We start from the raw sequence: 21425 nt of genomic DNA, 5'->3' as shown, positions 1-21425 counted from the left end.
GAAGGTGGCCGTCGCACCGCTCGGCAGCCCGGTGACACCGAGGGTGACGGTGTGCGGGGCCCCGATCGTGGTGGTGGTGCTGACCGTCGCGGTCACCGAGTCGCCCGGGTCGACCGCACCGCTGGTCGGGGTGACCGCGAGGGTGAAGTCCTGGGTGAGCGGCTCGAAGTCGCCGATGTACAGCAGCTTGTTCGGTGATCCGGTGCCCGGGTTGCTGACCGCGTTGCTGGTGGCGTCGTCGACCAGCAGGTCGCGGATCTGCAGCGGGGTGTAGCCGGGGTTGGCCGCCAACGCCAGCACTGCCGCCCCGGCGACGTGCGGGGCGGCCATCGAGGTGCCGCTGATCGTGTTGGTGGCGGTGTTGCTGTGTGCCAGGCGGAGGTGGTGCTGCTGCCCGGGGCGAAGATGTCCAGGCAGGTACCCCAGTTGGAGTAGCTGGCCCGGGCGTCGGTGCTGGTGGTGGCACCGACGGTGATGGCGTCGGGGGTGGCGGCCGGCGAGTAGTTGCACGCGTTGGCGTTGCTGTTGCCGGCGGCGAGCGAATAGACCACCCCGTCGGCGATGGAGCGGGTCACCGCGTCGTTGATCCCTTGGTCGAAACCGCCGCCGAGACTCATGGTGGCGACCGCCGGTTCGCCGGCGGCGTGGTCGGCGGTGACCCGGCGATGACCCCCGCGTAGGTGCCGCTGCCGCTGTTGTTGAGTACCCGGACGCCGACCAGGGTGACGCCCTTGGCCACTCCGTACGCGGTGCCGCCGACGGTGCCGGCGACGTGGGTGCCGTGCCCGTTGCCGTCGTCGGCGCTGCCGCCGTCGACCGCGTCGAAGCCGGTCACGGCCCGCCCGCCGAAGTCGTTGTGGGCGAACCGGATGCCGGTGTCGATGATGTACGCGGTGACGCCGGATCCGGAGTTCGGGTAGGTGTAGCTGTTGTCGAGCGGCAGCGCGGTCTGATCGATGCGGTCCAGGCCCCAGGACGGGGTGGGGGTCTGGGTCGCGGCGAGGGTGACCGTGCGGTTCTGCTGGACGTAGTCGACCGCGGGGTGGGCGGCGAGGCGCTTGGCGGCCTTCTCGGTCAGCCGGGCCTCGAAGCCACGCAGCGCGGTCGAGTAGGTGCGCGCCACCGCGCCGTCGTGCTTCGCGGCGAGGGTACGGGCGGTGCGCCCGACCGTCCCTCTGTCCACCTTGTCCTCGTCGAAGACGACGATGTACGAGCCGGCGACGGTGTCCTCACCGCCCGCGTAGAGGATCTGGCCTTCCGCTGGTTCGGCGTTGGCCGGTGCGGCGAACGCCAGCGCGGCGGTCACTACCGCGACAGTGGTGAGCCCGAGGCGCCAGCGGCGCCGGGATGGCCGGGAGAGTGTCATCTCCCGCCTCCTTTCGATGCACGGCAGGCCGGTTTGTGACAGGCCGACCGGTGACCGGGTACCTGACTGACACAGATGTTAGGCCTAGAACAGATTGATGTAGAGATATGTGATTCTGTCTCGTGTTGCCGGACGCTGGCACCTTCTGCCAATACCGCTCGAACTCCGGATCCACTCAACATCACATTGATGTCCATCGTCATGAAGTTGACGCTGACCAGACTGGAATCAGTCGCCACCCGGTCGGTGGCCGGTCAGAAAATCGGAAGTGCCCGACTTCGGGCCGGATCCGGGCGGGATACGGGCCGGATCCGGGCCGCGTCGGGTCAGAAATCAGCCGACCGAAGGGTGTACGCCGGCGGCGTGCAGCACGGCGTGGTTGTTCTCCCGCAACTGGGCGAACGCCTCGACTTCGTCGACGAACGTGTCCCGCCGTACCGAGGCCAGGCTGCCGGCGATCACCGCCGCCAGGTCGACATCGGCCCGGTAGACGTACGACGCGTTGCCCTGCAGGGTGGCCTGCCAGGCCGCCGGGTCGCCGGTCAGCCAGGCCGTCGCCACCCCACCGGGATTACGGACGGTGATCCGCTCGCCCGACCCGGCCAGGCCGAGCCGCGACCAGACCGCCCGGGACGCGACTACACCCGAACCGCACGACGGGGTCAGTCCGGCGCCCCGCTCGTACGTCTGCACGTAGATCTCGCCGTCGTCGAGCGGGAACACGAACGACAGGTTCGCCCCACGCGGCACCACGTCCGTGGCGGCGGTGATCCGCTCCCCGGTGGCGACCAGCTCGGCCTCGTCGAACTTCTCCACCACCGCGACCAGGTGGTCGTTCGGTACGGCGAGCGCGGTCAACCCGTACGTCGGGTGCAGCACCGGCAGCGGGGTGTCGACGTGCGGCTGCGCCACGGCGACCACCGGCTCGACGGGATCGAAGTCCACCTTCGGCATCTCGACCGCGGTCTGCCGGACCCCTTCCGGCGTCGACTCGGCCCGCAGCACCACGAAGTCGCTGTCCCCGGCCCGGACCACCGCCCGCTCGGCGTCGCGGGTGTCCAGCACCAGCCGCCCGACGCAGCGCATCCCGTTGCCGCACAGCTTCGCGAACGAGCCGTCCGGGTTGAAGAACGCCGCCTGCGGCACCGCCGGGCCGAGATCGACGAAGTACACGCCGTCACCGCCGCCGAGCGGCCCGGACCGGTCACACAGCTGGCGGACCAGGTGCGGCACGTCCGCCTCGGCGGCGTAGTCACCCGGCCGGCCCTCGACGACCAGGATGTCGTTCTGCGAGCCGTGCGCCTTCAGGATCGGCAGGCCTGACCTCATCAGTACGCACTCCCCCGCTGTCACTCGCCGCCGCGACCGGCCGACACCGGCGACCAGTGTACGGCTGCGGTACGGCTGCGCCACCGGCCGCCGCCGAGTGTCCGCACCGCGTCCCGACGGCCGGGCGGCCGGCGCTACCTACGGCGACACCGGCGATGTCGGTCGGGGCGGGTAGCGTGCGCCACCGTGAACACCGTCGCGACCTACCGGTACCTGAACCCGTCCGCCCTGGCCGGCCGGGCGCTGACCCTGCAGACCAGCGGCGGCCCGGCCGCCAACCCCCGGTTCTTCACCGGGTTCCTCACCCGCCCGGTGGCGGCCGCCGCCGGGCTGCTGGCCGTCGCCGAGGTCGCCCGCACCCGCTACCACCGACCCGTCGTCCCGGCCAGCCTCGACCCGGTGGTCACCGGCGGCCGGGACCGGTTGCGGTTCGAGTCCTTCTCCGGCTGCTGCGGCGTGTACGCCCGACTCGACGTCACCCCGGACGGGCTGGACGGCGACATCGTCGCGCACGGCACCACCAACGTGGACGTCAACCCGCCGCTGCGCGACGCGCTGGCCCGGGTCGGCGGCCTGGACCCGTTGCATCTGGCGGTCGGCCCGGACGACCTGACGGTGTCGACGATGGACTCCTCGGTCGTCGAACGGAAGGTGCCGCTGCCCCGCCGCTGGCTGCGCGGCTTCGCCGAGGTGCAGGTGACCGCGGCGGGAATGGACCTGCGGGCGCAGATCCCGGCCGCCGAGGCGGCGACGTTGCTGCGCCGGCTGCCCGGTGCCGGCGACCGGTCGGTGCTGTGGGCGGTGCCGGCCGGCCGGGCGCTGCGCCTGACGTCGCGCGCCGCGCCGGGCGCGGTGTGCCTGTCCGGCGCGGGTCGGCTCGCCGCGCTGCGGGGCCTGCTGCGGCACGCGTCGGCGCTGCGGGTGTACGGGCCGCCGGTGGCCGCCGGCGCGGCACCGGTGGCCAGCGTGTGGGAGCTGGACCTGGCCGGGATGAGCCTGTCGCTGGCCCTGTCACCGGAGCCGGCCCGGGGCTTCTCCGGCGAGGGCGGCGTCCTGCCCGCCCTGGCCGGCGACGAGGTCGCCGACGACGCCGAGCTGATCGGCGGACTGCTCGACTGGGATCCGAGCGTCGACGTCGACGCGCTGGCCGAGGCGTCCGGCCTGGCCGCCGCCCGGGTGCGCGCGGCGCTGACGCTGCTCGGCACCGCCGGTCGGGTCGGCTACGACGTCGCGCGGGCCGGCTACTTCCACCGGGTGCTGCCCTACGATCCGGGCCGCGCCGAGCGGGACAATCCCCGGCTGACCGCGGCCCGGGCGCTGGTCGAGGCCGGTGCGGTGACCCCGGACCCGGACGGGGCGACGGTACGCGCCGGTGACCAGGTCTACCGGGTGCGGCAGCTGCCCGACGGCACCCGCACCTGCACCTGCACCTGGTGGGCGCGGCACCGGGGCGGGCGGGGGCCGTGCCGGCACGCCCTCGCCGCCGCGATGGTCACCGCCCCGGTGGGGGTGACGGCGTGACCGAGGCGAGCGACACGGTCCACCGTCTCGTCAACGGCGACATCACCGCCGCCGTGGACACCGTCTCCGGGCTCGACGAGGAACAGCGCCGCCAGCTCGGCATCGAGCTGACGGCGTACGTGCGCCGGCACCGCGACGAGTGGTGGTCCCGCTGGCGGGCCACTGCGTTGGCCGTCGCGGCGGTCGGCTGCCTGCCGACGGCTGCCCAGGCAGCCGAGGTGCTGGGGCGCCGCAACCTCTCGCTGCTGGCGACACCCGCGGCACCGGTGATCGACGTGGCCAGACGCCGGGGTGTCACCTGGCTGGCCGACCTGGCGTACCGCCTCGTCGGGCGGATCGACCGTGAGTCACCCGGTGAAAACTGGTGGTTCATCGCCGAGCTGCTGACCGCCGAACAGGCCGCGCCGCCGACCGACGACCTGTTCGTCCTCGGCTGGGCGGTGACGGCCAGCCGACCCCGCGACCACGAGTGGAGCGTCGCGCTGGTCGACCGGATGCGCCGGCACCCGTTCCTGGACGCGCTGGCCCCCCGAATGTTCGACGTCGACGGGGTCGGCGGCCAGTGGGCCTGGACCGACCAGCAGCCGGACGGCCGGTCGGGGATGCCACTGGCGTTGGCGCAGCTGGCCGCCGAACGGCGGCTGGACCGCACGATGCTGCTGGACGGCACGCTCAGCCGCATGCTGCGCGGTGAGCGCCCGGCCGCGCTGCGCGTCTTCCTCGGCCTGCACGACGCACTGGCGCCGACCGGCGACGAGGTACGCGACCGACTCCCCACGTACCTGCGGCTGCTCGCCGACGGCCCGTCGACGGCGGCCGCACTGGCCCAACGGACGCTGCGCAAGCTGCCGGACATCGACCTCGACACGCTGCTCGACACGGCGCCGGCCGTCCTGGGCCGACCGGAGAAAACCCTGGTACGGGCCCAGCTGAGCTGGCTCGATCAGCTGGCCCGCCGGGACCGCGCCCAAGCGGCGCGGATCGCTGCGGTGCTGGCCGTCGCCGCCGAGCACCCGGCGGTCGACGTCGCCGACCGGGCGGCCGCGCTGGCCGCGAAACACGGCCACCGGATGGCGGCGCCCGCCGAGGTGCGCCACGTCGGCGACGTCCTGCCCCCGGTGCCACCGCCGGCCCCGGCGCCGCCGCCGATCACCCACCCGGACGAGTTGGCCGAGGAGATCGCCGCGCTGTTCGGCGGGTCCTCGACCGACGCACTGGGCCTGGAACGGATCCTCGACGGCCTGATCCGGTCGACCGCCGCCGATCGGACCGCCACGGTGGCGGCGCTGACCCCGGTGCTCGACCGGGCCGGTGTGCTGGCCTGGTCCTCGCGGCCCGAGGAGCGGCTCGGTGGCCTCGGCGGCGTGCTGCGGATCCTCGCCGGCAGCGAGGATCGGACCCCGCCACGGAGCTGGCAGGTGCTGCTGTCCACCTGGGGCCAGCGGCAGACCTCCGGTCAGCGGCCCGCCGACCCGCAGCAGGCGGTGCTGCGCCGACTGCTGCGCACCCGGGTCGCGGAGATCGGCCGGGCCGTCGCCGGTCCCGGGGCGGCGGAGTTCACCGGTCCCGAGACGGCCGAGCTCGCCAGTCTCGGGGCCGTGGGCCTCGTCGCCGCACCGTCGCTGGCCACCGGGGCGGTGGCGGCGGAGGAGCTGTACGACCGGCTGGCCCGCCTCGGTGAGCGCCAGCCGTGGCCGGCGGACCTCACCCAGGCGCTGCTGCGGTTGCCGTCCGTCGTCGACGAGCCGCTGGCGGCGAAGGCGACGGCGTTGGGCACCCCGGCCGGGCAGGCCCTGGCCGACTGGCTGCGCTGCGGCGGGCTGCCCCGGCCGCACTACCGGGTGGTGACGGCCGTCCGTCGGCGCCGGCAGGGCAGCTACGACTACTGGCACGACCGGTTGCCGACGCAGCGTCGGGTCGTCGAAGCCTCGGTACCGCCCGGGGTGACCGACCAGCACGGTCTGCTCAGCGTCCCGGCCCGAGCGGTTGACATCGCGTCGATCGCCGACGAGCGGCACTGGCCGGCGCAGCTGCCCGGCTACCGAGGGCTGGTCGCCGCGTACGTCCTGCCGTTGGTCGCCGGCAGCGCGGACCTCGACGAGCCGGGCGGCGCCGCGCTGCTGCCGATGCTCGCCGAGTGCACCGGCGAGACCACGCCGGCGCTCGACCTGGCGGTGGCGTACGGGCTGGCCGCCCGGCACGAGGCCGACCGGGTGGCGGCCGTCGACGCGCTGCTGCTGCTCGCGGCCGCCGGCGGGCTCGACGCCCTGGCCGTCGGTGGTCACCTCGGCTCGCTCACCGCCGACAAGATGATCACGCTGTCCCGGGTCGTCCAGCCGTTGCGGGACGCGGCGGCGGCCGGTGCGCCGCTGACCACCTGGCGGATTCTCGCCGCCGCGCTGCCGGCGCTGCTGACCGTCCAGCCTGCGCCGCGCGGGCTGCCGGACCTGCTGGCGCTGGCTGCGCAGACAGCGGCGGCGACCGGCGTGCGCCTCGACGTGCCCGGGCTCGCCGACGTCGCCGCCCGGGGCGGGTCCAGCCGGCTGGTCACCGAGGCCCGGCGACTGGTCGCCGCCTCCCGATAGCCGGCCGGTGCTGACCGGGAGGCGGCGCCGTCGGAGTCAGTCCTCGGCCCGCCAGCGGTAGTACTCCTTGGCGACCGCGTCCACCGGGCCACGCCAGGCGTCCTGGTTGTACGGGCTGATGTACGGGCTCAGCTCCTCCATGATCTTGCCGAACTTCGGCTTGTCGTGGATCCGCGCGTCGTCGGCGGTGTGCGGGACCGAGCGTTCCAGCAGGTGCACGTAGACGTCGTCGATCGAGTAGAGCCAGCGCGCGGTCACGCTCATCTCGACCGGCAGCGTGCCGGCGTCGGATTCGGTGAAGATCCGGGCGACGTTGTCCTCCGCGCCGGGCTTGATCCGCCCGACGATCACGGTCAGATGCCGGCCGGCCGGGTCCGGGCCGGTCCCTTCCGCCGGGCCGGTCCCTTCCGCGGTCCAGCGGTAGAACTCCTTGGCCACCGAGTGCGACGGGTTCTGCCAGTTGCGCGGGTACGGGGTGACGTACGGGCCGATCGCCTCGGCGATCTCCTTGAACGCGGGCAGGCCCCGGGTCTGCCCGGAGATCGCCGGGTCCTCGTTGCGTTCGACGATGTGAATGTAGAGGTCGTGGTGGGACAGCAGGATGCGCCCGATGACGCCGAAGTCCTGCGGCCGGGTGGCCCTGTCGTAGTGGCCGAAAGTCTTGGCGATCTTGTCCTCGCTGCCCGGCACCATGCGGCAGACGATCACGTTGCGGAAGACCATGACAACTCCTCGCAGAACGGTGGGGATCGGCCGGGTCGGTTCGCCCGGTGGTCGGTGGTGGATCGGCCGGGTCGGTTCGCCCGGTGACCGGTGGTACGTCAGCCGGTGGCGGTGAACCGGACCGGCAGCTCGAGCAGCCCGCGAAACGGCGAGGCCGCCGGGAGTCGGCGCAGTTCGGCGGCGGGTACGGCCAGCCGCAGGTCCGGCAGCCGGCGCAACAGCCCGCCGATGCCGGTCCGGGCCTCGATACGGGCCAGCGAAACACCCAGGCAGTAGTGCACCCCGTGGCCGAAGCCCAGGTGGGGTCCACGTTCGCTGGTCACGTCGAGGCGGTCGGGGTCGGTGAAGTGGTCCGGGTCGCGGTTGGCCGAGTTGAGCACCACCCCGACCGCCGCCCCGCGCGGGATGCGGACACCGTCGTACTCGACGTCCTCGGTAGCCACCCGGGGGCTGGCGATCGGCAGCGGGCCGTCGAAGCGCAGCAGCTCCTCGACGGCCGCTGGCAGCAGCTCGGGCCGGGCCAGCAGCAGCTCGTACTGTCCGGGGTTGGTCAACAGGGCCAGCATGGCGTTGCCGATGAAGTCGGCGGTGGTCTGGTGACCGGCGAACAGCAGCAGGAACGCGGTGGAGACCAGCTCCCGTTCGGTGAGCGCCCCATCGTGGTCACAGGCATCGATCAGGGCGGTGAGCATGTCGTCGGCCGGCGTCGCGCGTTTGGCCCGGACCAGTCCGGTCAGGTAGTCGTGCAGCTGCGCCTGCACCTGCTGCACCGCTGCCCGCTCCTGGTCGGGCGGCCGGCTGGCCGACCCGGAGGTCCGGATCACCTGGGTCCAGCCGAGCACCTGTTCGTGGTCGGGTGTCGGCACGCCGAGCAGCTCGCAGATCACCACCATCGGCAGCGGTACGGCGAACTCGTGCATCAGGTCCGCCTCGCCCCTCGGTGCGAACTTGTCGAGCAGGTCGTCGACGACCTGGCCGATCCGGGGCCGCAGGGCCTCGATACGCCGGGGCGCGAACGCCTGCGACACCAGCCGGCGCAGCCGGCTGTGTTCCGGCGGATCCGAGTTGAGCATGTTCTTGTTCAGGCCCTCCGAGTTCGGCCCGAAGAACCGCAGGTAGTGGCCTTCCGGGCCGTACAGGTCCTTGGACAGCCGCGGATCGGTCAACGCTGCCCGCGCGTCGTCGTAGCGGGTGATCAGATAGGAGTCGAACCGGGGTGAGGCGACCAACCGGACCGGGCACTGCGCACGCATCCGGGCGTAGGTGGGGTACGGGTCGGCGGCGTACCCGTCGGTGTAGAACTCCGCCGCCGGGACGGCCTGCTCAGCGGATCCGACCGGCTCGGCCGGTCGCGGATCGGCGGTCATCGGTGCTCCTCTCGTTCGCTCGGCACGCTGTGCAGCACCTGGTAGGTGTGCCGCTGCGCGGATTCGCGCAGCTCCCGGATCACCCGCAGCAGCCGGTCGCGCTGCGCGCTGCGGCCGAACGCGTCGAGGCGTTCCCGGTCCGCCCAGTCGGTGATGATCAGGTAGCTGCGGGGATCGTCGGCGTCGCGGACCAGGTCCTGGCGCAGGCAGCCGTCGAGGGTGCGGATCTGATCGGCGATGGCCTGCCACTCGGTCTCGAACCGCCGCTCGCACCCGGGGCGGGTCCGCATCGACAGCACGGCGCGGACGGGACCCGGCACCAGGTCCGCCCGGTTCATCTGGCCTGTCCGGCTCATCTGGTTTGTCCGGTTCACTTGGTCTGTCTGGTTCTGGGGAGCGGCGGTCACCGGACACCGCCGTTGAACACCAGGTACAGGTGGTGGCGTAGTGCATCGACGTCGATCGGGTGGCTGCGGAAGCCGACGTACCCGTCCGGCCGGATCAGGTAAGCGGCGGCACCGGCGGTGCCGTACCCGGCCCGGAACTCACCGGCGGCGTCGTGGAGCACCGGCGGATGGTCCGCTGGCAGGGCTGGCGTGTCCGGGCTGAGCAGCAGGTAGACCTCGACTTCGCCGTACGTCCGATCCGGCAGGTCGGCGCTGAGCTTGTCGATGGCGGCCAGAGTGGCCTCGTCCGCCGTCCGGTCGGCGTAGAGCAGCAGAGTGTGCCGGGTCCCCCGGGTCAGCTCGTGCAGCCGCATCGAATGTCCGACTCCGCGTCGACGTAGGCCGGACACGTCGGGAGCGCGCTCCCCCGGGGCCGGGCCGGCCCGCAGCGCGTCCACGGTGGCCAGCGACTCGCCGACGAGTGGACTGTCGGCGTAGCTGACCAGCATCGACATCTCCTGCAGGAACTGCCTTTCGAGGTCCTCGCGTTCCAACTCGTCAGTGAAGGCCAGCCGCACCGCCCGCCCGACGACCTCTTCCCCCTGTGGCCGGCGCTCGATCTGGTAGCTGTCCAGCAGGCCGGGCGCGGCGACACCACGGACCGCCAATGCCAGCTTCCAGGCCAGATTCCAGGCGTCCTGGATGCCGGTGTTCATGCCCTGACCGCCGGCTGGCGGATGCAGGTGTGCGGCGTCGCCTGCGACGAAGACCCGTCCGTCGCGGTAGCGGTCGACGATGCCGTGACTGATCCGGAAGATCGACGACCAACGCAGGTTGGCCGCGGTCGTTGCGGCCGGGGCGAGCTGGTCCAGCACTGCCTGCACGTCGGCGAGGGTCGGTTCGCCGAGTTCGGCGCTGAACCCGGGCGGGGCGTTCTCGCCACGGGTGGCGGCGAAGTAGCGCGGCGGCGCCATGGTCGCGATCCGGTAGCGGGATTCACCCCGCAGCGGTACGCAGACCAGCATGTTGTCCAGCTGGCCGTCGGTTTCGTGGATGAACCGCAGCAGGTGGCCGGCGGGCATGTCCCAGTCGACGTCGACGTCGCCGAGCATGAACAGTTGCGGGAAGCGGCCCAGCCCGCCGGTGAAGGTGAGGCCGAGCAGTTGGCGTACCCGGCTGTGCGCGCCGTCGGCGCCGACGAGGAACTTGGCGCGGACCGTCTCGGTGCCGCCGTCGGCGTGGGCGAGGTTGGCGGTGACTCCGTCGTCGTCGCTGGTGAAGTCGACCAGTTCGGCGCCGCGCCGGGGCCGTACGCCGAGTGTGGCGAGCCGGTCGGTGAGGATCCGTTCGGTCTCGTACTGGGGCAGACCCAGGTGTGCGTACGGCAGCTCCGGCAGCTCCCAGCTGCCCCGGTACACCTGGTGACCGTTGACGAAGACCGCTTGGCCGGTCAGCCAGATGCCAGCGTTCATCGCGTCCCGGACGACGCCCTGGTCCTCCCAGATCTCCATGGTGCGGCAGTGCACCCCGATCGCCTTGTCCGCCTGGTCGGGCGGGCTGGTGAGTTTGTCGATCACCTGGCAGTCGACGCCGCGGCGGGCGAGTTCGATCGCGGCGGTGAGCCCGGTCGGGCCGGCGCCGACGATCAGTACGTCGGTGGTGTCGGCCGCTGCCGCTGGCGGATCGGCGGGCGGATCGGCCGGTTGGTCGGCGGGGTGGTCGGCGGGGTGGAAGATCCGGGGGCGGATCCCGACGAGGAACTCGGCGATCGGGCCGGCTTCGGCCCGCTCGTGGTCGGGGTCGGAGATCCACCGGCGGAACTGCTCCGGGCTGCTCCACTCGGCGAAGATGTGGTGCACCGGGGTGCCGGGTTCGCGTAGCAGCTCCTCACGCATATATCCGTCCACTCCGGAAAGTCGACTGACGACCTCGGCGTGCCCACGGTGGAACTCGTCGATCCGGTCGGTGGGAACGGTGATCGGCACGTCGACGTAGATCCGGGTGTCGGTGCCGGCCCGACCGCGCATCACCCGGTAGCTGCCGGCGGTCGGCGGTTCGCAGGCGGCCGCTACGGCGTCGGCCCACTGCCGGGCGACGGGCCCGTCGAGGTGGTCGCGCAACGCGTCGTCGTCGGCCCACTCGGTGACCACGACGAAGGTACGCGAATCGGTGGCGTCGACGAGCAGCTGTCGCAGTCGGTTGCCGGGCGCCGCACCGATGTCGTCGGCGACGGCCTGCCACGCTGACTCCACAACCGTCTCGAATCCGCTGCGGGCGCGGACCCGGAGCATCGTCCTGATCATGTGGTCCCCCTGAACGGCGTGCGGTGGACCTGACCTTCGCCGACACCGCGTCACCCGGCCGTCAACGCGGCACGGGGCACGGTGGGCGGCCGGTGACGCGCCGGCGACCCGGCTGAGGAACGATCTTCAGGCGTGCGCTCAGCCGACCGCCTCGGCGGTGAACAGCGCCGCCTGTTGCGGGTGCAGCAGCGGTGCGGGCAGTCCGACCTCGGCCAGCACCCGGCCGGGCAGGGTCGCCTCGCCCCGCTGAAGCCAGGCCGGCGGCCGCACCTGCAGCGTCGCCGGCACCGGGCCGATCCGCAGTGGGCTCACCCGGTAGCGGCGCTGCGGGTCGAGACCGGGCAGCCGCAGCGGCACCGGTAGCGCGGACCGCGCCGCGTCGAGCGCCACCAGGGCGTACACGCCGGTACGCCGGTCGGCGGCGACGACCCCATACAGCTGCCGGGCCGGATCCGGGCTGTCGGTGCGGACCAGCGTCCCGGTGTGCAGCAACGGCCGCAGCCGCCGGTACGCGGCGACCCACTCGGCGACGTCGGCGCGTTCGGCGTCGGTCGCGGTGGTCAGGTCCCATTCGATGCCGGCGTGCCCGAACAGCGCGGTGGCCAGTCGGAAACTCAGGTCGGTGGCCCGGCCGGTGACGTGCGCGGTGCCGGCGCCCAAATGCCCGCCGAGGTACTCCAGCGGCATCAGCACACTGGTCCAACGCAGGATCCGCTGCCGGTCGAGCGGGTCGTTGGTGTCGGAGGTCCAGAACCGGTCGACCAGTTCACCGATGCCCAGGTCGATGCGGCCTCCGCCGGAGGCGCAGCTTTCGATCTCCAGGTCGGGGTGGGCCACCCGCAGGTCGGCCAGGAGCCGGTACAGCGCCGTGGTCTGCCGGTGCGCGCCGGTCGCGGCGAGCAGGTCCCGGTTGTGGTCCCACTTCAGGTAGGCGATCGGGTACGCCTCGAGCAGCGCGCCGAGCCGCTCCCGCAGATACCGGTAGGCGTCCGGGTTGTCCAGGTCGAGCACCCGCTGGTGCCGCCAGGTCGGCGCGTGCGTCGGCCCGAGCAGCCAGTCGGGGTGGGCACGGGCCAGGTCGGAGTCGGGGCTGACCATCTCCGGTTCCACCCACAGCCCGAAGTCCATCCGCCGGGCGCGGACCCGGTCGATCAGTGGCCCCAGACCGGCCGGCCAGCGCCGCGGGTCGACGGACCAGTCGCCGAGCGCCCGCCGGTCGTCGACCCGGCCGGTGAACCAGCCGTCGTCGAGGACGAAACGTTCGACGCCGACCTGCGCGGCGGCGTCGACCAGCCGGGTCAGCCGGTCGAGATCGTGGTCGAAGTAGACCGCCTCCCAGGTGTTGAGCACCACCGGCCGGGGCCCGGGCAGCGGGCGGCGGGCCCGGATCCAGCCGTGCAGCCGCGCGGAGAGACCGTCGAGGCCGTCGGCGGAGAACGCGGCGACCGTCCACGGGGTGGTGTACGTGCCGTCGGGCGGCAGGATCAGCTCGCCGGGGGCGAGCAGTTCACCGGCGCCGAGCAGGCTCTGCCCGGTGGCCTGGCGTTCGGCGTACAGCTGCTTGTCGCCGCTCCACGCCAGGTGCACCGCCCACACCTGGCCGTGCCGGAACCCGAACCCGGCGGTGCCGGCGACCATAAGGTACGGGTCGTCGTGGCCGGGCCGGCCGTGGCGGGTGGACCGCGTCCACGTACCGTCGCGCAGTCGGCTGCGCTGCGGACGCCGCTCGTTGGCCCAGAGCCCGGTGAAGTCGAGCACCTCCTCGGCCCGCTCCGGCACCGGCAGTACGACGTCCGCCGCGGCCAGGTGCAGGTCGACCTCGGCGATGTTGCGCACCTGGTGGCGGAGCCGTAGGACGCCCTGCTCGCTGAGCGAGACGTCGGTGCTGACCCGCAGCCCGCCGGCGGCGCAGCCGCACTCGATTACCAGGTCACGGGGACCGGTCCGGCCGACGGTGTGCAACCGCAGGTCGTCAACGGGCCGGCCGGCCCAGTGTCCGGCGATGCCGGGCCGGCCGGTCCAGCCCTGGCCCGGGGTGGGCAGCAGGGTGAGTCGCAGCGGCTGGTCGACCGCACTGGGCGGCACCGGTGGGACCGCCGCGTCGGCCAGGTCGGTCAACTCGGCCTCGGTGAGGTCGCCGAGGTCGCCGCCCCAGTGCAGGACGACCGGTGGGTACGGGCCACGGGCGTCCAGCACGAGGCTGGCGCCCGCGGCCCGCAGGTACGCGATCAAATGGTCACTCCGCTACCGGGATGGACTGCGACTTCAGGGTATCCACGGTAGAGGTTTGCGCGGCGGTCAGCGCGTCCAGCAGGCTGCCCTGACCGGAAACCGCCGCCTTGAAGCCGTCGGAGGCGTCGGCGTAGGTCTGGGTCATCGTCGGACCCCAGACGAAGCCCTCCGCGACCTGCTCCGACGCCTCGGCGAAGACCTCGTAGATCGGCTGGCCACCGTAGAACTCCACGCCCTCGCGCAGCGCCGGCAGCTGGGTGCCGGCAGTGGTCGCCGGGTAGAGGTTCGCTTCGGCGTTGAGCAGGGTCAACGCCTCCTCGGAGGTGTTCAGCCAGAGGGCGAACTGAGCGGCCTCGTAGACGTGCTCGCTGCCCCGGAACACGGCGGTGGAGGAACCACCCCAGTTGCCGGCGACCTGGTCGCCGGCGTTCCACTGCGGCATCGGCGCGACCGCCCACTTGCCGGCGGTGTCCGGCGCGCCGGAGCTGATCGAGTTGGCGCCCCACACGGCCGACACCCAGGTCCAGGCGGAGCCGCTGTTGTAGGCGTTGTCCCACTCGGTGGTCCACGGCGGCACAGTCGAGACGAGGTCGCGGTCGATCAGGTCCTGCCAGTACTCGGCGACCTGGGTGGTCTGCGGGTCGGTCAGGTCCACCGTCCACTGGTCGCCGTCGTTGGCGAACCACCGGCCGCCGGCCTGCCAGGCCAGCCCGGCGAACTGGTTGATGTCGCTGGACGAGAAGTTGGTGATGTAGCCGCCGGCGGCGCGGACCGTCTCGGCGGCGGCCGCGTACTCGGCCCAGGTGGTCGGCACCTCGATGCCGTTGGCCTCGAATAGGTCCGCCCGGTAGAACAGGGCCATCGGTCCGGCGTCCTGCGGTACGGCGTACGCCGAGCCCACCTCGCCGAAGCTGACCTGCCCCCAGGTCCAGTCGACGAACTGGTCCTGGGCGTCGAGCACGATATCGCAGGCGCCGAGGTCGACCAGGCCGTCCTGCACCCGGAAGCTGGGCAACGCGTCGTACTCGATCTGGCCCAGGTCCGGTGCGTTGCCGGCGCGCAGCTGGTTGAAGAAGTTCTGGTAGGTGCCGCCGTTGCCGTTCGGCCCGGTCTGCACGTTCACCTGGATGTCGGGGTTCTGCTCGTTCCAGACCTCGACCACCTGCTCGATGCCGGGGATCCAGGAGGTGAAGTCGAGGGTGACCGGGCCCTCGGCCGGGCTGCAGTCGGTGGCGGCGCCGGAACCGGAACCGGAGTCACCGGAATCGCCGGAGGAGCAGGCGGTCAGCGCTAGCGTGCCGGCGAGCAGTACGCCGACCGTCGAGGCGGGGAGTCTCATCGAAATCCTTCTCTCGTTATCGGTGGGTGGACGGGTACGGCGGAAGGCGGGGTTCACTTGACCGAGCCGGCCCCGAGGCCGGTCCGCCAGAAGCGTTGGAGCAGCAAGAACGCCGCGACCAGCGGCACGATCGACAGCAGCGCGCCGACGAGCACCAGGCCCCGCAGTTCGGGCAGCTGGTTGACCTGGGTGTTCCAGGTGTAGAGGCCGAGGGTGACCGGGAACAGCCGCTCGTCGCCGAGCATGATCAGCGGCAGCAGGAAGTTGTTCCAGACCGCGACGAAGTGGAACAGGAAGATGGTGACCAGGGCGGGCAGCATCAGCCGGGTGGCGACGGTGAAAAAGGTCCGTACCTCGCCGGCGCCGTCGAGGCGGGCCGCTTCCAGCAACTCGTCGGGCACGCTCGCGGCGGCGTAGATCCGGGCCAGGTAGACCCCGAACGGGTTGACCAGGCTGGGCAGGAACACCGACCAGAAGGTGTTGGTCGCCTCGAACCGGCTGAAGATCAGAAACAGTGGCAGGGCGAGCGCGGTCGCCGGCACCAGCACCCCGCCGAGCACCACGTTGAACAGCGTCTCCCGGCCAGGGAACCGGTACTTGGCCAGGGCGTACCCGCACATCGCGGCGAGCAGGGTACCGATCAGGGCGGCGCCGCCGGTGTAGGCGAGGCTGTTGAGGATCCAGCGGGGAAACACCCCGTCGCGGTAGGTCAGCACCTCGGCGACGTTGTCGACCAGCGAGAAGTCGTCGAACCACAGGGGCGCACCCTGGGTGAACCGCCCCTCGGGTTTCGCCGAGGCGACCACCAGCCACCAGATCGGCACCAGGAAGTACGCGGTGCAGACCAGCATCACCAGGGTCGCGGCGGACCGCGACAGCAGCGACTCCCGCGACGGCGTACCGCCGGGGGTGCGGCCGGCGGTGGTCCTGGCCAGGGCGCTCATCGCGCGTCCCGGCGCTGGGTGAATTTCAGGAACGTGAACGACAGCGCGAAGGTCGCCAAGGCGAGCACCACCGAGAAGGCCGCGGCCAGGTTGAAGTTGGGGATGGAGGAGGTGGAGTAGACGGTCAGGTTCGGGGTGTAGGTGCTGGACACCGCTGAGCTGAAGGTTCGGAACACCTGCGGTTCGGCCAGCAGCTGCAGGGTGCCGATGATGGAGAAGACGGTGGTCAGCACGATCGCCGGCAGCACCATCGGGATCTTGATCGACCAGGCGATCCGGGCCGGACCGGCGCCGTCGAGCCGGGCCGCCTCGTAGATCTCCGGCGGGATCGCCAGCAGCGACGAGTAGATGATCAACATGTTGTAGCCGACGTAGACCCAGGTGACGACGTTGGCGATGGACCACAGCACCAGGTCCGCGCCGAGCAGGTCCACCCGACCGGTCACCGCGGCGAACGGCGACAGGTTGGGCGAGTACAGGAAGCCCCACATGATCGCCGCGACGACGCCGGGTACCGCATACGGCACGAAGAAGGCGAGCCGGAAGAAGCGTCGACCGCGGACCAGACCGGAGTCGAGCAGCAGGGCCAGCAGCAGAGCGACGCCGAGCATCACCGGCACCTGGACCACGCCGAACAGCAGCACCCGGCCGATCGACGACCAGAACGAGCCGTCGGCGAACACCCGCTGGTACTGGGCGAGCCCGCCGAAGACCTCCCGGGCCGGGCCGAAGGTGCCGGTGCGTTCCACGACGTACAGCGACTGGACCATGGCGTAGCCGATGGGGACGGCGTAGAAGAGCGCGAAGAGCGTCCCGAACGGCACCACGAAGATCGCGATGGCGCTCTTGTGCGGCACGGGTGCCCGGCGACGGCCGGTCGCCGTCGCCCGCACCGGACGGGATCTGCTCACCGGGCCGACTCCTCTCTGACCACCCGGACCTCGCCGGGGCCGACTCGCAACCGCCCGTCGACCGGGGTGCCGGTGACGAGTTCGTAGCCACTGGCGGCGTGGCGGATCTCCCGACGGCCGTGGTTGACGACGAACAGGTAGCTGCGGTTGCCGCCGACGCGCCGGACCACCTCGACCGAGCCGTCGTTCTCCGGACCATGCGGGACCACCCCGGCCCCGTCGACGGCGGCACGCAGCACGTCACGCAGCCCGTCGGGGGCCAGCGCGGTCGCCAGGTACCAGGCGATGCCGGCGCCGTAGTCGTTGCGGGTGACCGCCGGGGTGCCGGGCAGCGGGCCGTCGGCGTAGCAGGCGACGGTCGTGGCGGTGGTGGTCCGCAGCCGCTCGGTCCACCACCGGGCGCGGGCGCCGTTGTCCAAAGTGACGTCGACCCCGGGCAGCAGCGGGACGAACTCCTCGCCGACCACACCGAGCAGATCCCGGAAGGCACCGGGGTAGCCGCCGAGGCGGATCCGGTCGTGTTCGTCGACGATGCCGCTGTAGAAGGTCACCAGCAGGTGGCCGCCAGCGTCGACGTACCGGGCGAGCGCGGTGGCCTGCTCGTCGGTCACCAGGTGCAGACACGGCACGACGACCAGCCGGTACCCGGCGAGGTCGGCGTCCGGCGCGGCGACGTCGCAGGTAACGCCGAGCTCCCGCAGCCCGGTGTACGCGGCGTGCACCTGGTCGAGGTAGCGAATCTCGGTCGACGGGCGGGCCGTACCGTCGGCGGACCACCAGGACTCCCAGCTGAACAGCAGGGCCACGTCGGAGTGCACCCGGGTGCCGGCGACCTCGCCGACCCGGTCGAGCACCTCCGACAGTCGCAGCACCTCCCGCCAGGTGGTGGTGTCGGTGCCGGCGTGCGGCAGCATCGCCGAGTGGTACTTCTCGGCGCCCGCGGCGGAGGCACGCCACTGGAAGAAGCAGATCGAGTCGGCGCCCCGGGCGACGTGGGTGAGCGAGTTGCGGATCATCTGGCCCGGCTCCTTGGCGAGGTTCCAGGGCTGCCAGTTGACCGCGCCGGTCGCCTGCTCCATCAGCATCCACGGCGCTCCCCCGGCCAGCCCACGGGTGAGGTCGGCGGCGAAGGATAGTTCCGCGACCGGGTCGCCGAGCCGGTGGTCCAGATAGTGGTCGTTGGCTACGATGTCCAGGTCAGGAGCCCAGGACCAGTAGTCTAGATTCCTGATATGGGCGGTTACCATGAGATTCGTGGTGATCGGCGCGGCGCTGTACCGGCGCAGTACCGCCGCCTCGGCGCGGTAGTGCTCCAGCAACTGCGCGGAGCTGAACCGGTGGAAGTCCAGTAGCTGTGCCGGGTTGGCCACCGACAGGTTCGCCCGGGGTGGATCCACCTCGTCCCAGTCGCCGTAGCGCTGACTCCAAAAGGCCGTGCCCCAGGCGTCGTTAAGTGCGTCGAGGCTGCCGTAGCGCTGCCGCAGCCAGTGCCGGAACGCGACCGCGCTGGGCTCGTCGTAGCACAACGCGTTGTGGCAGCCGAGTTCGTTGGACACGTGCCACAGCGCCAGGGCGGGGTGCCCGCCGTAGCGTCGGGCGACCTGCTCGGCCAGCGCCAGGGCGTGCCCGCGGTACACCGGCGAGCTGGGGCACCACGCCTGTCGCCCGCCGGGGAAGCGGGTGGTGCCGTCGGCGGCCCGCGGCAGCACCTCGGGGTGGCGGGTGGTCAGCCAGGGCGGCGGGGAGGCGGTGCCGGTGCCGAGGTTGAGCCGGATGCCGGCGTCGTGCAGCAGGCCGATCACCTCGTCGAGGGCGGCGAAGTCGTACTCGCCCGGCCGGGGCTCGATGCTCGACCAACCGAAGATGTTGATCGCCACCAGGTCGACGCCGGCCTGTCGCATCAGCGCGACGTCCTCGCGCCACACCGCCGACGGCCACTGCTCCGGGTTGTAGTCACAGCCCAGCGCGATGCCGCGGATCGACGGCAGCAGTGATGCGGCCGACCGGTCACGGGGCAGTGTCATCGAGATGTCCTCGCTGCAGATACGGGCATGTGTGTGCACGTGCACACATTTCGTCGTGTGTACAGTCGGCAAACGAATGTGTGAACGTGCAGACGTTAGAGCCGCGTTCCGCCGCAGGTCAAGGGCCGGCCGCTACAGTGATCGGCGTGAACCGGCCGAGACCGATGACGAAGCGGGCCACCGTGCACGACGTCGCCGCCGCCGCCGGCGTGTCCCGGGGCACCGTCAGCCGGGTCCTCAACGGTGGCTACGTCTCCCCCGTTGCCCGCGCCGCGATCCTCGCCGCCATCGCCGAGGTCGGCTACGTACCGAACACCGCCGCCCGCAACCTGGTCACCCAACGTTCCCAGGCGGTCGGCTTCATCGTGCTCGAACCGCACTCGCTGTTTCTGGAGGACCCGAACATCGGGGCGATCATGCTGGGCGCCAACGCGGTGCTCTCCGCCGGCGAGTACCAGATGGTCAACCTGGTGGTCGACTCCGACCGGGACACTGAACGGATCGCCCGCTACCTCAGTGGCGGCTTCGTCGACGGCGCGGTGATCGTCTCGGCCCGCGTACACGACCCGATCACCCGGGTCGTCACCGACCTGAAGTTGCCGGCCGCCTTCGTCGGGCACCCGCCCGACCTGGCGCAGGAGATCCCGTACGTCGGGGTCGACAACGTCGGCTCGGCACGGGAGATCACCACCCGGCTGGTCGCCACCGGCCGGCGGCGGATCGGCATGATCGCCGCCGCGCTGAACCGCGACTCCGGTGCCGACCGGCTCACCGGCTTCCGCCAGGCACTCGGCGACCGGTTCGACCCCCGGCTGGTCGCCGAAGTCCCCCTCTACGACTACTCGTGCGGCGTCAGCGGCATGCAGACCCTGCTGGAGCGGACACCCGACCTCGACGGCGTCTTCGCAGCCTCGGACGTGGTCGCCGCCGGAGCGATCCAGACCCTGCGCGAGGCCGGCCGGACCGTACCGGCCGATGTCGGCGTGGTCGGATTCGACGACAGCGCCTGGGCGCTCCGCACCAACCCACCGCTGTCCACCGTGCACCAGCCAGCGAAGGAGATCGGGGCCCGCGCCGCCGACCTGGTGCTGCGCCAGATCAACGGCGACCACATCGCAGCCGGCGGGGCGCTGCTGCCGACCCCCGTCGTATGGCGCGAGTCCGCCTGAGCGGGATCACCCGGAACCGAACCCGGTTGCGCGTTTCCAAGCATCGCGGGCGCCGATCGACAGCGAAACGCTCGCCGCACCGGCATCCGCAACCGGGAATTGACGATGATCCGTGCTACAAACTCATCTGGCACCTAGCAGTGCAGTGCAAATGCGAAAGGGGCAACCTCGTTGAGAATCATTCGATTTTCCACAGGCGGCAAAGGCGGGGCCCACCGCGCCGTCGAACCACGCTCGGTCGGCAACCGGAAACGGAGGATCGTGCTCGGTTCGGTGGTCGCTGCGGCCCTCCTGGGCGGTGCCACGATCGCACCGCAGGCGTACGCGACGACGGCTTTCGACGGGCCGGGTATCCGCACCGACGTAGTGGACGCGATCACCGGCGAGCCGGTGGCCGACATCTGCGTATTCGCCGTTCCGGTATTCACGTTCAGCTTTACCGACGTCTGCCCGACCCGGAGCGACTCCCGGGGCCGGGTGAATGTCTCGGTTCCCGGGCCGGGTTCCTACAATCTGTTCGCGTTGCCCGACTCGGGTAGCCGGTACGGTGCCCAGTGGGTCAGCCAGGACGGCGGCACCGGCACCCAGAAGAATGCGCGGTGGTTCACCTTCTCCGCCGACGAGGTGCGGTCCGGGCCGACGATCCGACTGGACGCGCGCTCAGTGATCGTCGGCACCGTGCAGGGTGCCGACGACGAGACCCTGACGAACGGTACGGTCGGGCTCGTCGCGCCGGTCGCCGACGGTTCGCGGGATCCGCGCTACGCACCGGTCGACGACAAGGGCTCGTTCGTCGTCGACTGGCTGGGGCCGTACGAGTGGCCGCTGCTGTTCAAAGCGGACGGCTACCCGTACCAGTGGAGCGGGCACGTCGGCAACCGGCTGCGCGCCGACCTGGTGGCGGCGGACGTCAACGCCCCGCCGTACGCGTACCAGTTGGAGGCCGGGACCTCGGTGAGCATCGAGATCGCCGACCCGCCGCAGGGTCCGGGCCAGCTGGTTCTGCTCAACGTCAGCACGAAAGACCCGGTGGGGATCGTCGAGCTGGCCGACGAGGCGACCGGCGCGTCGCTCATGGTACTGCCGCGACAGCAGGTGAAGATCCGCTGTGTCTGCAGTAGTGAGCACCGCTGGCACGGTGGCACCGACTTCAGCAGTGCCACTGGCGAACCAATTCGCATGAACGGTCCGCAGAGCATCACGTTCATCCAACCCGCCTGATCCGC

The 21425-nt window shown here is 71.8% G+C and carries 15 protein-coding genes and 1 pseudogene; 4 read left to right on the top strand and 12 right to left on the bottom strand.

The genetic code is table 11. The features are described from left to right. Nucleotides 1-279 precede the first annotated feature (279 nt). From O7553_RS30155 to dapF, 3 genes and pseudogenes are all read right to left on the bottom strand, one after another. A pseudogene (locus O7553_RS30155) lies at nucleotides 280-617 on the bottom strand (S8 family serine peptidase); the annotation flags it as partial. Then, nucleotides 614-1366 carry a S8 family serine peptidase gene (locus O7553_RS30150; RefSeq protein WP_348650084.1) on the bottom strand — a complete coding sequence of 251 codons (753 nt, stop codon included), beginning with the start codon at nucleotides 1364-1366 and terminating at the stop codon, nucleotides 614-616. The pseudogene O7553_RS30155 and the gene O7553_RS30150, both read right to left, overlap by 4 nt. Nucleotides 1367-1699: 333 nt before the next feature. After that, nucleotides 1700-2695: a diaminopimelate epimerase gene (dapF, locus tag O7553_RS10235; RefSeq protein ID WP_281554568.1), complete on the bottom strand. Its 996-nt coding sequence runs from the start codon at nucleotides 2693-2695 to the stop codon at nucleotides 1700-1702. 186 nt (nucleotides 2696-2881) lie between these two features. Here dapF and O7553_RS10230 point away from each other — a divergent pair, with 186 nt between their 5' ends. After that, nucleotides 2882-4216 carry an SWIM zinc finger family protein gene (locus tag O7553_RS10230; protein WP_281554567.1) on the top strand — a complete coding sequence of 445 codons (1335 nt, stop codon included), beginning with the start codon at nucleotides 2882-2884 and terminating at the stop codon, nucleotides 4214-4216. Then, nucleotides 4213-6801, top strand: a complete 2589-nt coding sequence (locus O7553_RS10225; protein ID WP_281554566.1) for a DUF6493 family protein — start codon at nucleotides 4213-4215, stop codon at nucleotides 6799-6801. The genes O7553_RS10230 and O7553_RS10225 overlap by 4 nt, the downstream gene beginning before the upstream one ends. A gap of 36 nt (nucleotides 6802-6837) precedes the next feature. Here the strand turns inward: O7553_RS10225 and O7553_RS10220 are convergent, their stop codons facing one another. The 9 genes from O7553_RS10220 to O7553_RS10180 form a co-directional block, all read right to left on the bottom strand. Next, a complete protein-coding gene (locus O7553_RS10220; RefSeq protein WP_281554565.1) occupies nucleotides 6838-7524 on the bottom strand; it encodes a TcmI family type II polyketide cyclase in 687 nt (228 codons plus the stop codon). 98 nt (nucleotides 7525-7622) lie between these two features. After that, on the bottom strand, nucleotides 7623-8891 hold the full coding sequence (locus tag O7553_RS10215; protein ID WP_281554564.1) for a cytochrome P450: 1269 nt from the start codon (nucleotides 8889-8891) through the stop codon (nucleotides 7623-7625). Further along, nucleotides 8888-9247, bottom strand: coding sequence for an antibiotic biosynthesis monooxygenase family protein (locus O7553_RS10210; protein WP_281554563.1), 360 nt, complete (start codon nucleotides 9245-9247; stop codon nucleotides 8888-8890). Before O7553_RS10210 ends, O7553_RS10215 begins: the two co-directional genes overlap by 4 nt. A gap of 47 nt (nucleotides 9248-9294) precedes the next feature. Next, entirely contained in the window at nucleotides 9295-11580 is a 2286-nt protein-coding gene (locus tag O7553_RS10205; protein ID WP_281554562.1) for an FAD-dependent monooxygenase, read from the bottom strand. 138 nt (nucleotides 11581-11718) lie between these two features. Then, complete coding sequence (locus O7553_RS10200) at nucleotides 11719-13812, bottom strand: alpha-galactosidase (RefSeq protein ID WP_281554561.1); 2094 nt, start codon at nucleotides 13810-13812, stop codon at nucleotides 11719-11721. A gap of 4 nt (nucleotides 13813-13816) precedes the next feature. After that, the gene (locus O7553_RS10195) at nucleotides 13817-15151 is read right to left on the bottom strand and encodes an extracellular solute-binding protein (RefSeq protein ID WP_281554560.1); all 1335 of its coding nucleotides are present in this window, start codon (nucleotides 15149-15151) and stop codon (nucleotides 13817-13819) included. Between the two features lie 53 nt (nucleotides 15152-15204). Continuing rightward, on the bottom strand, nucleotides 15205-16002 hold the full coding sequence (locus O7553_RS10190) for a carbohydrate ABC transporter permease (RefSeq protein WP_281555560.1): 798 nt from the start codon (nucleotides 16000-16002) through the stop codon (nucleotides 15205-15207). Between the two features lie 89 nt (nucleotides 16003-16091). Continuing rightward, a complete protein-coding gene (locus tag O7553_RS10185) occupies nucleotides 16092-17006 on the bottom strand; it encodes a sugar ABC transporter permease (protein ID WP_281554559.1) in 915 nt (304 codons plus the stop codon). Further along, complete coding sequence (locus O7553_RS10180; protein ID WP_281554558.1) at nucleotides 17003-19030, bottom strand: beta-galactosidase; 2028 nt, start codon at nucleotides 19028-19030, stop codon at nucleotides 17003-17005. The genes O7553_RS10185 and O7553_RS10180 overlap by 4 nt, the downstream gene beginning before the upstream one ends. A 146-nt stretch (nucleotides 19031-19176) precedes the next feature. Between O7553_RS10180 and O7553_RS10175 the strand changes: the two genes are divergently transcribed. Further along, nucleotides 19177-20199 (top strand): LacI family DNA-binding transcriptional regulator, encoded by a 1023-nt coding sequence (locus tag O7553_RS10175; protein ID WP_281554557.1) that lies wholly within the window; start codon nucleotides 19177-19179, stop codon nucleotides 20197-20199. Nucleotides 20200-20460: 261 nt separating this feature from the next. Further along, complete coding sequence (locus O7553_RS10170; RefSeq protein ID WP_281554556.1) at nucleotides 20461-21420, top strand: hypothetical protein; 960 nt, start codon at nucleotides 20461-20463, stop codon at nucleotides 21418-21420. Nucleotides 21421-21425: the final 5 nt, after the last annotated feature.

Origin of the sequence: Solwaraspora sp. WMMA2059 (assembly GCF_027497315.1) — a bacterium.
In the GTDB taxonomy this organism is placed as follows: Bacteria; Actinomycetota; Actinomycetes; order Mycobacteriales; family Micromonosporaceae; genus Micromonospora_E.
This window is presented reverse-complemented; position numbering and strand designations above follow the sequence as displayed.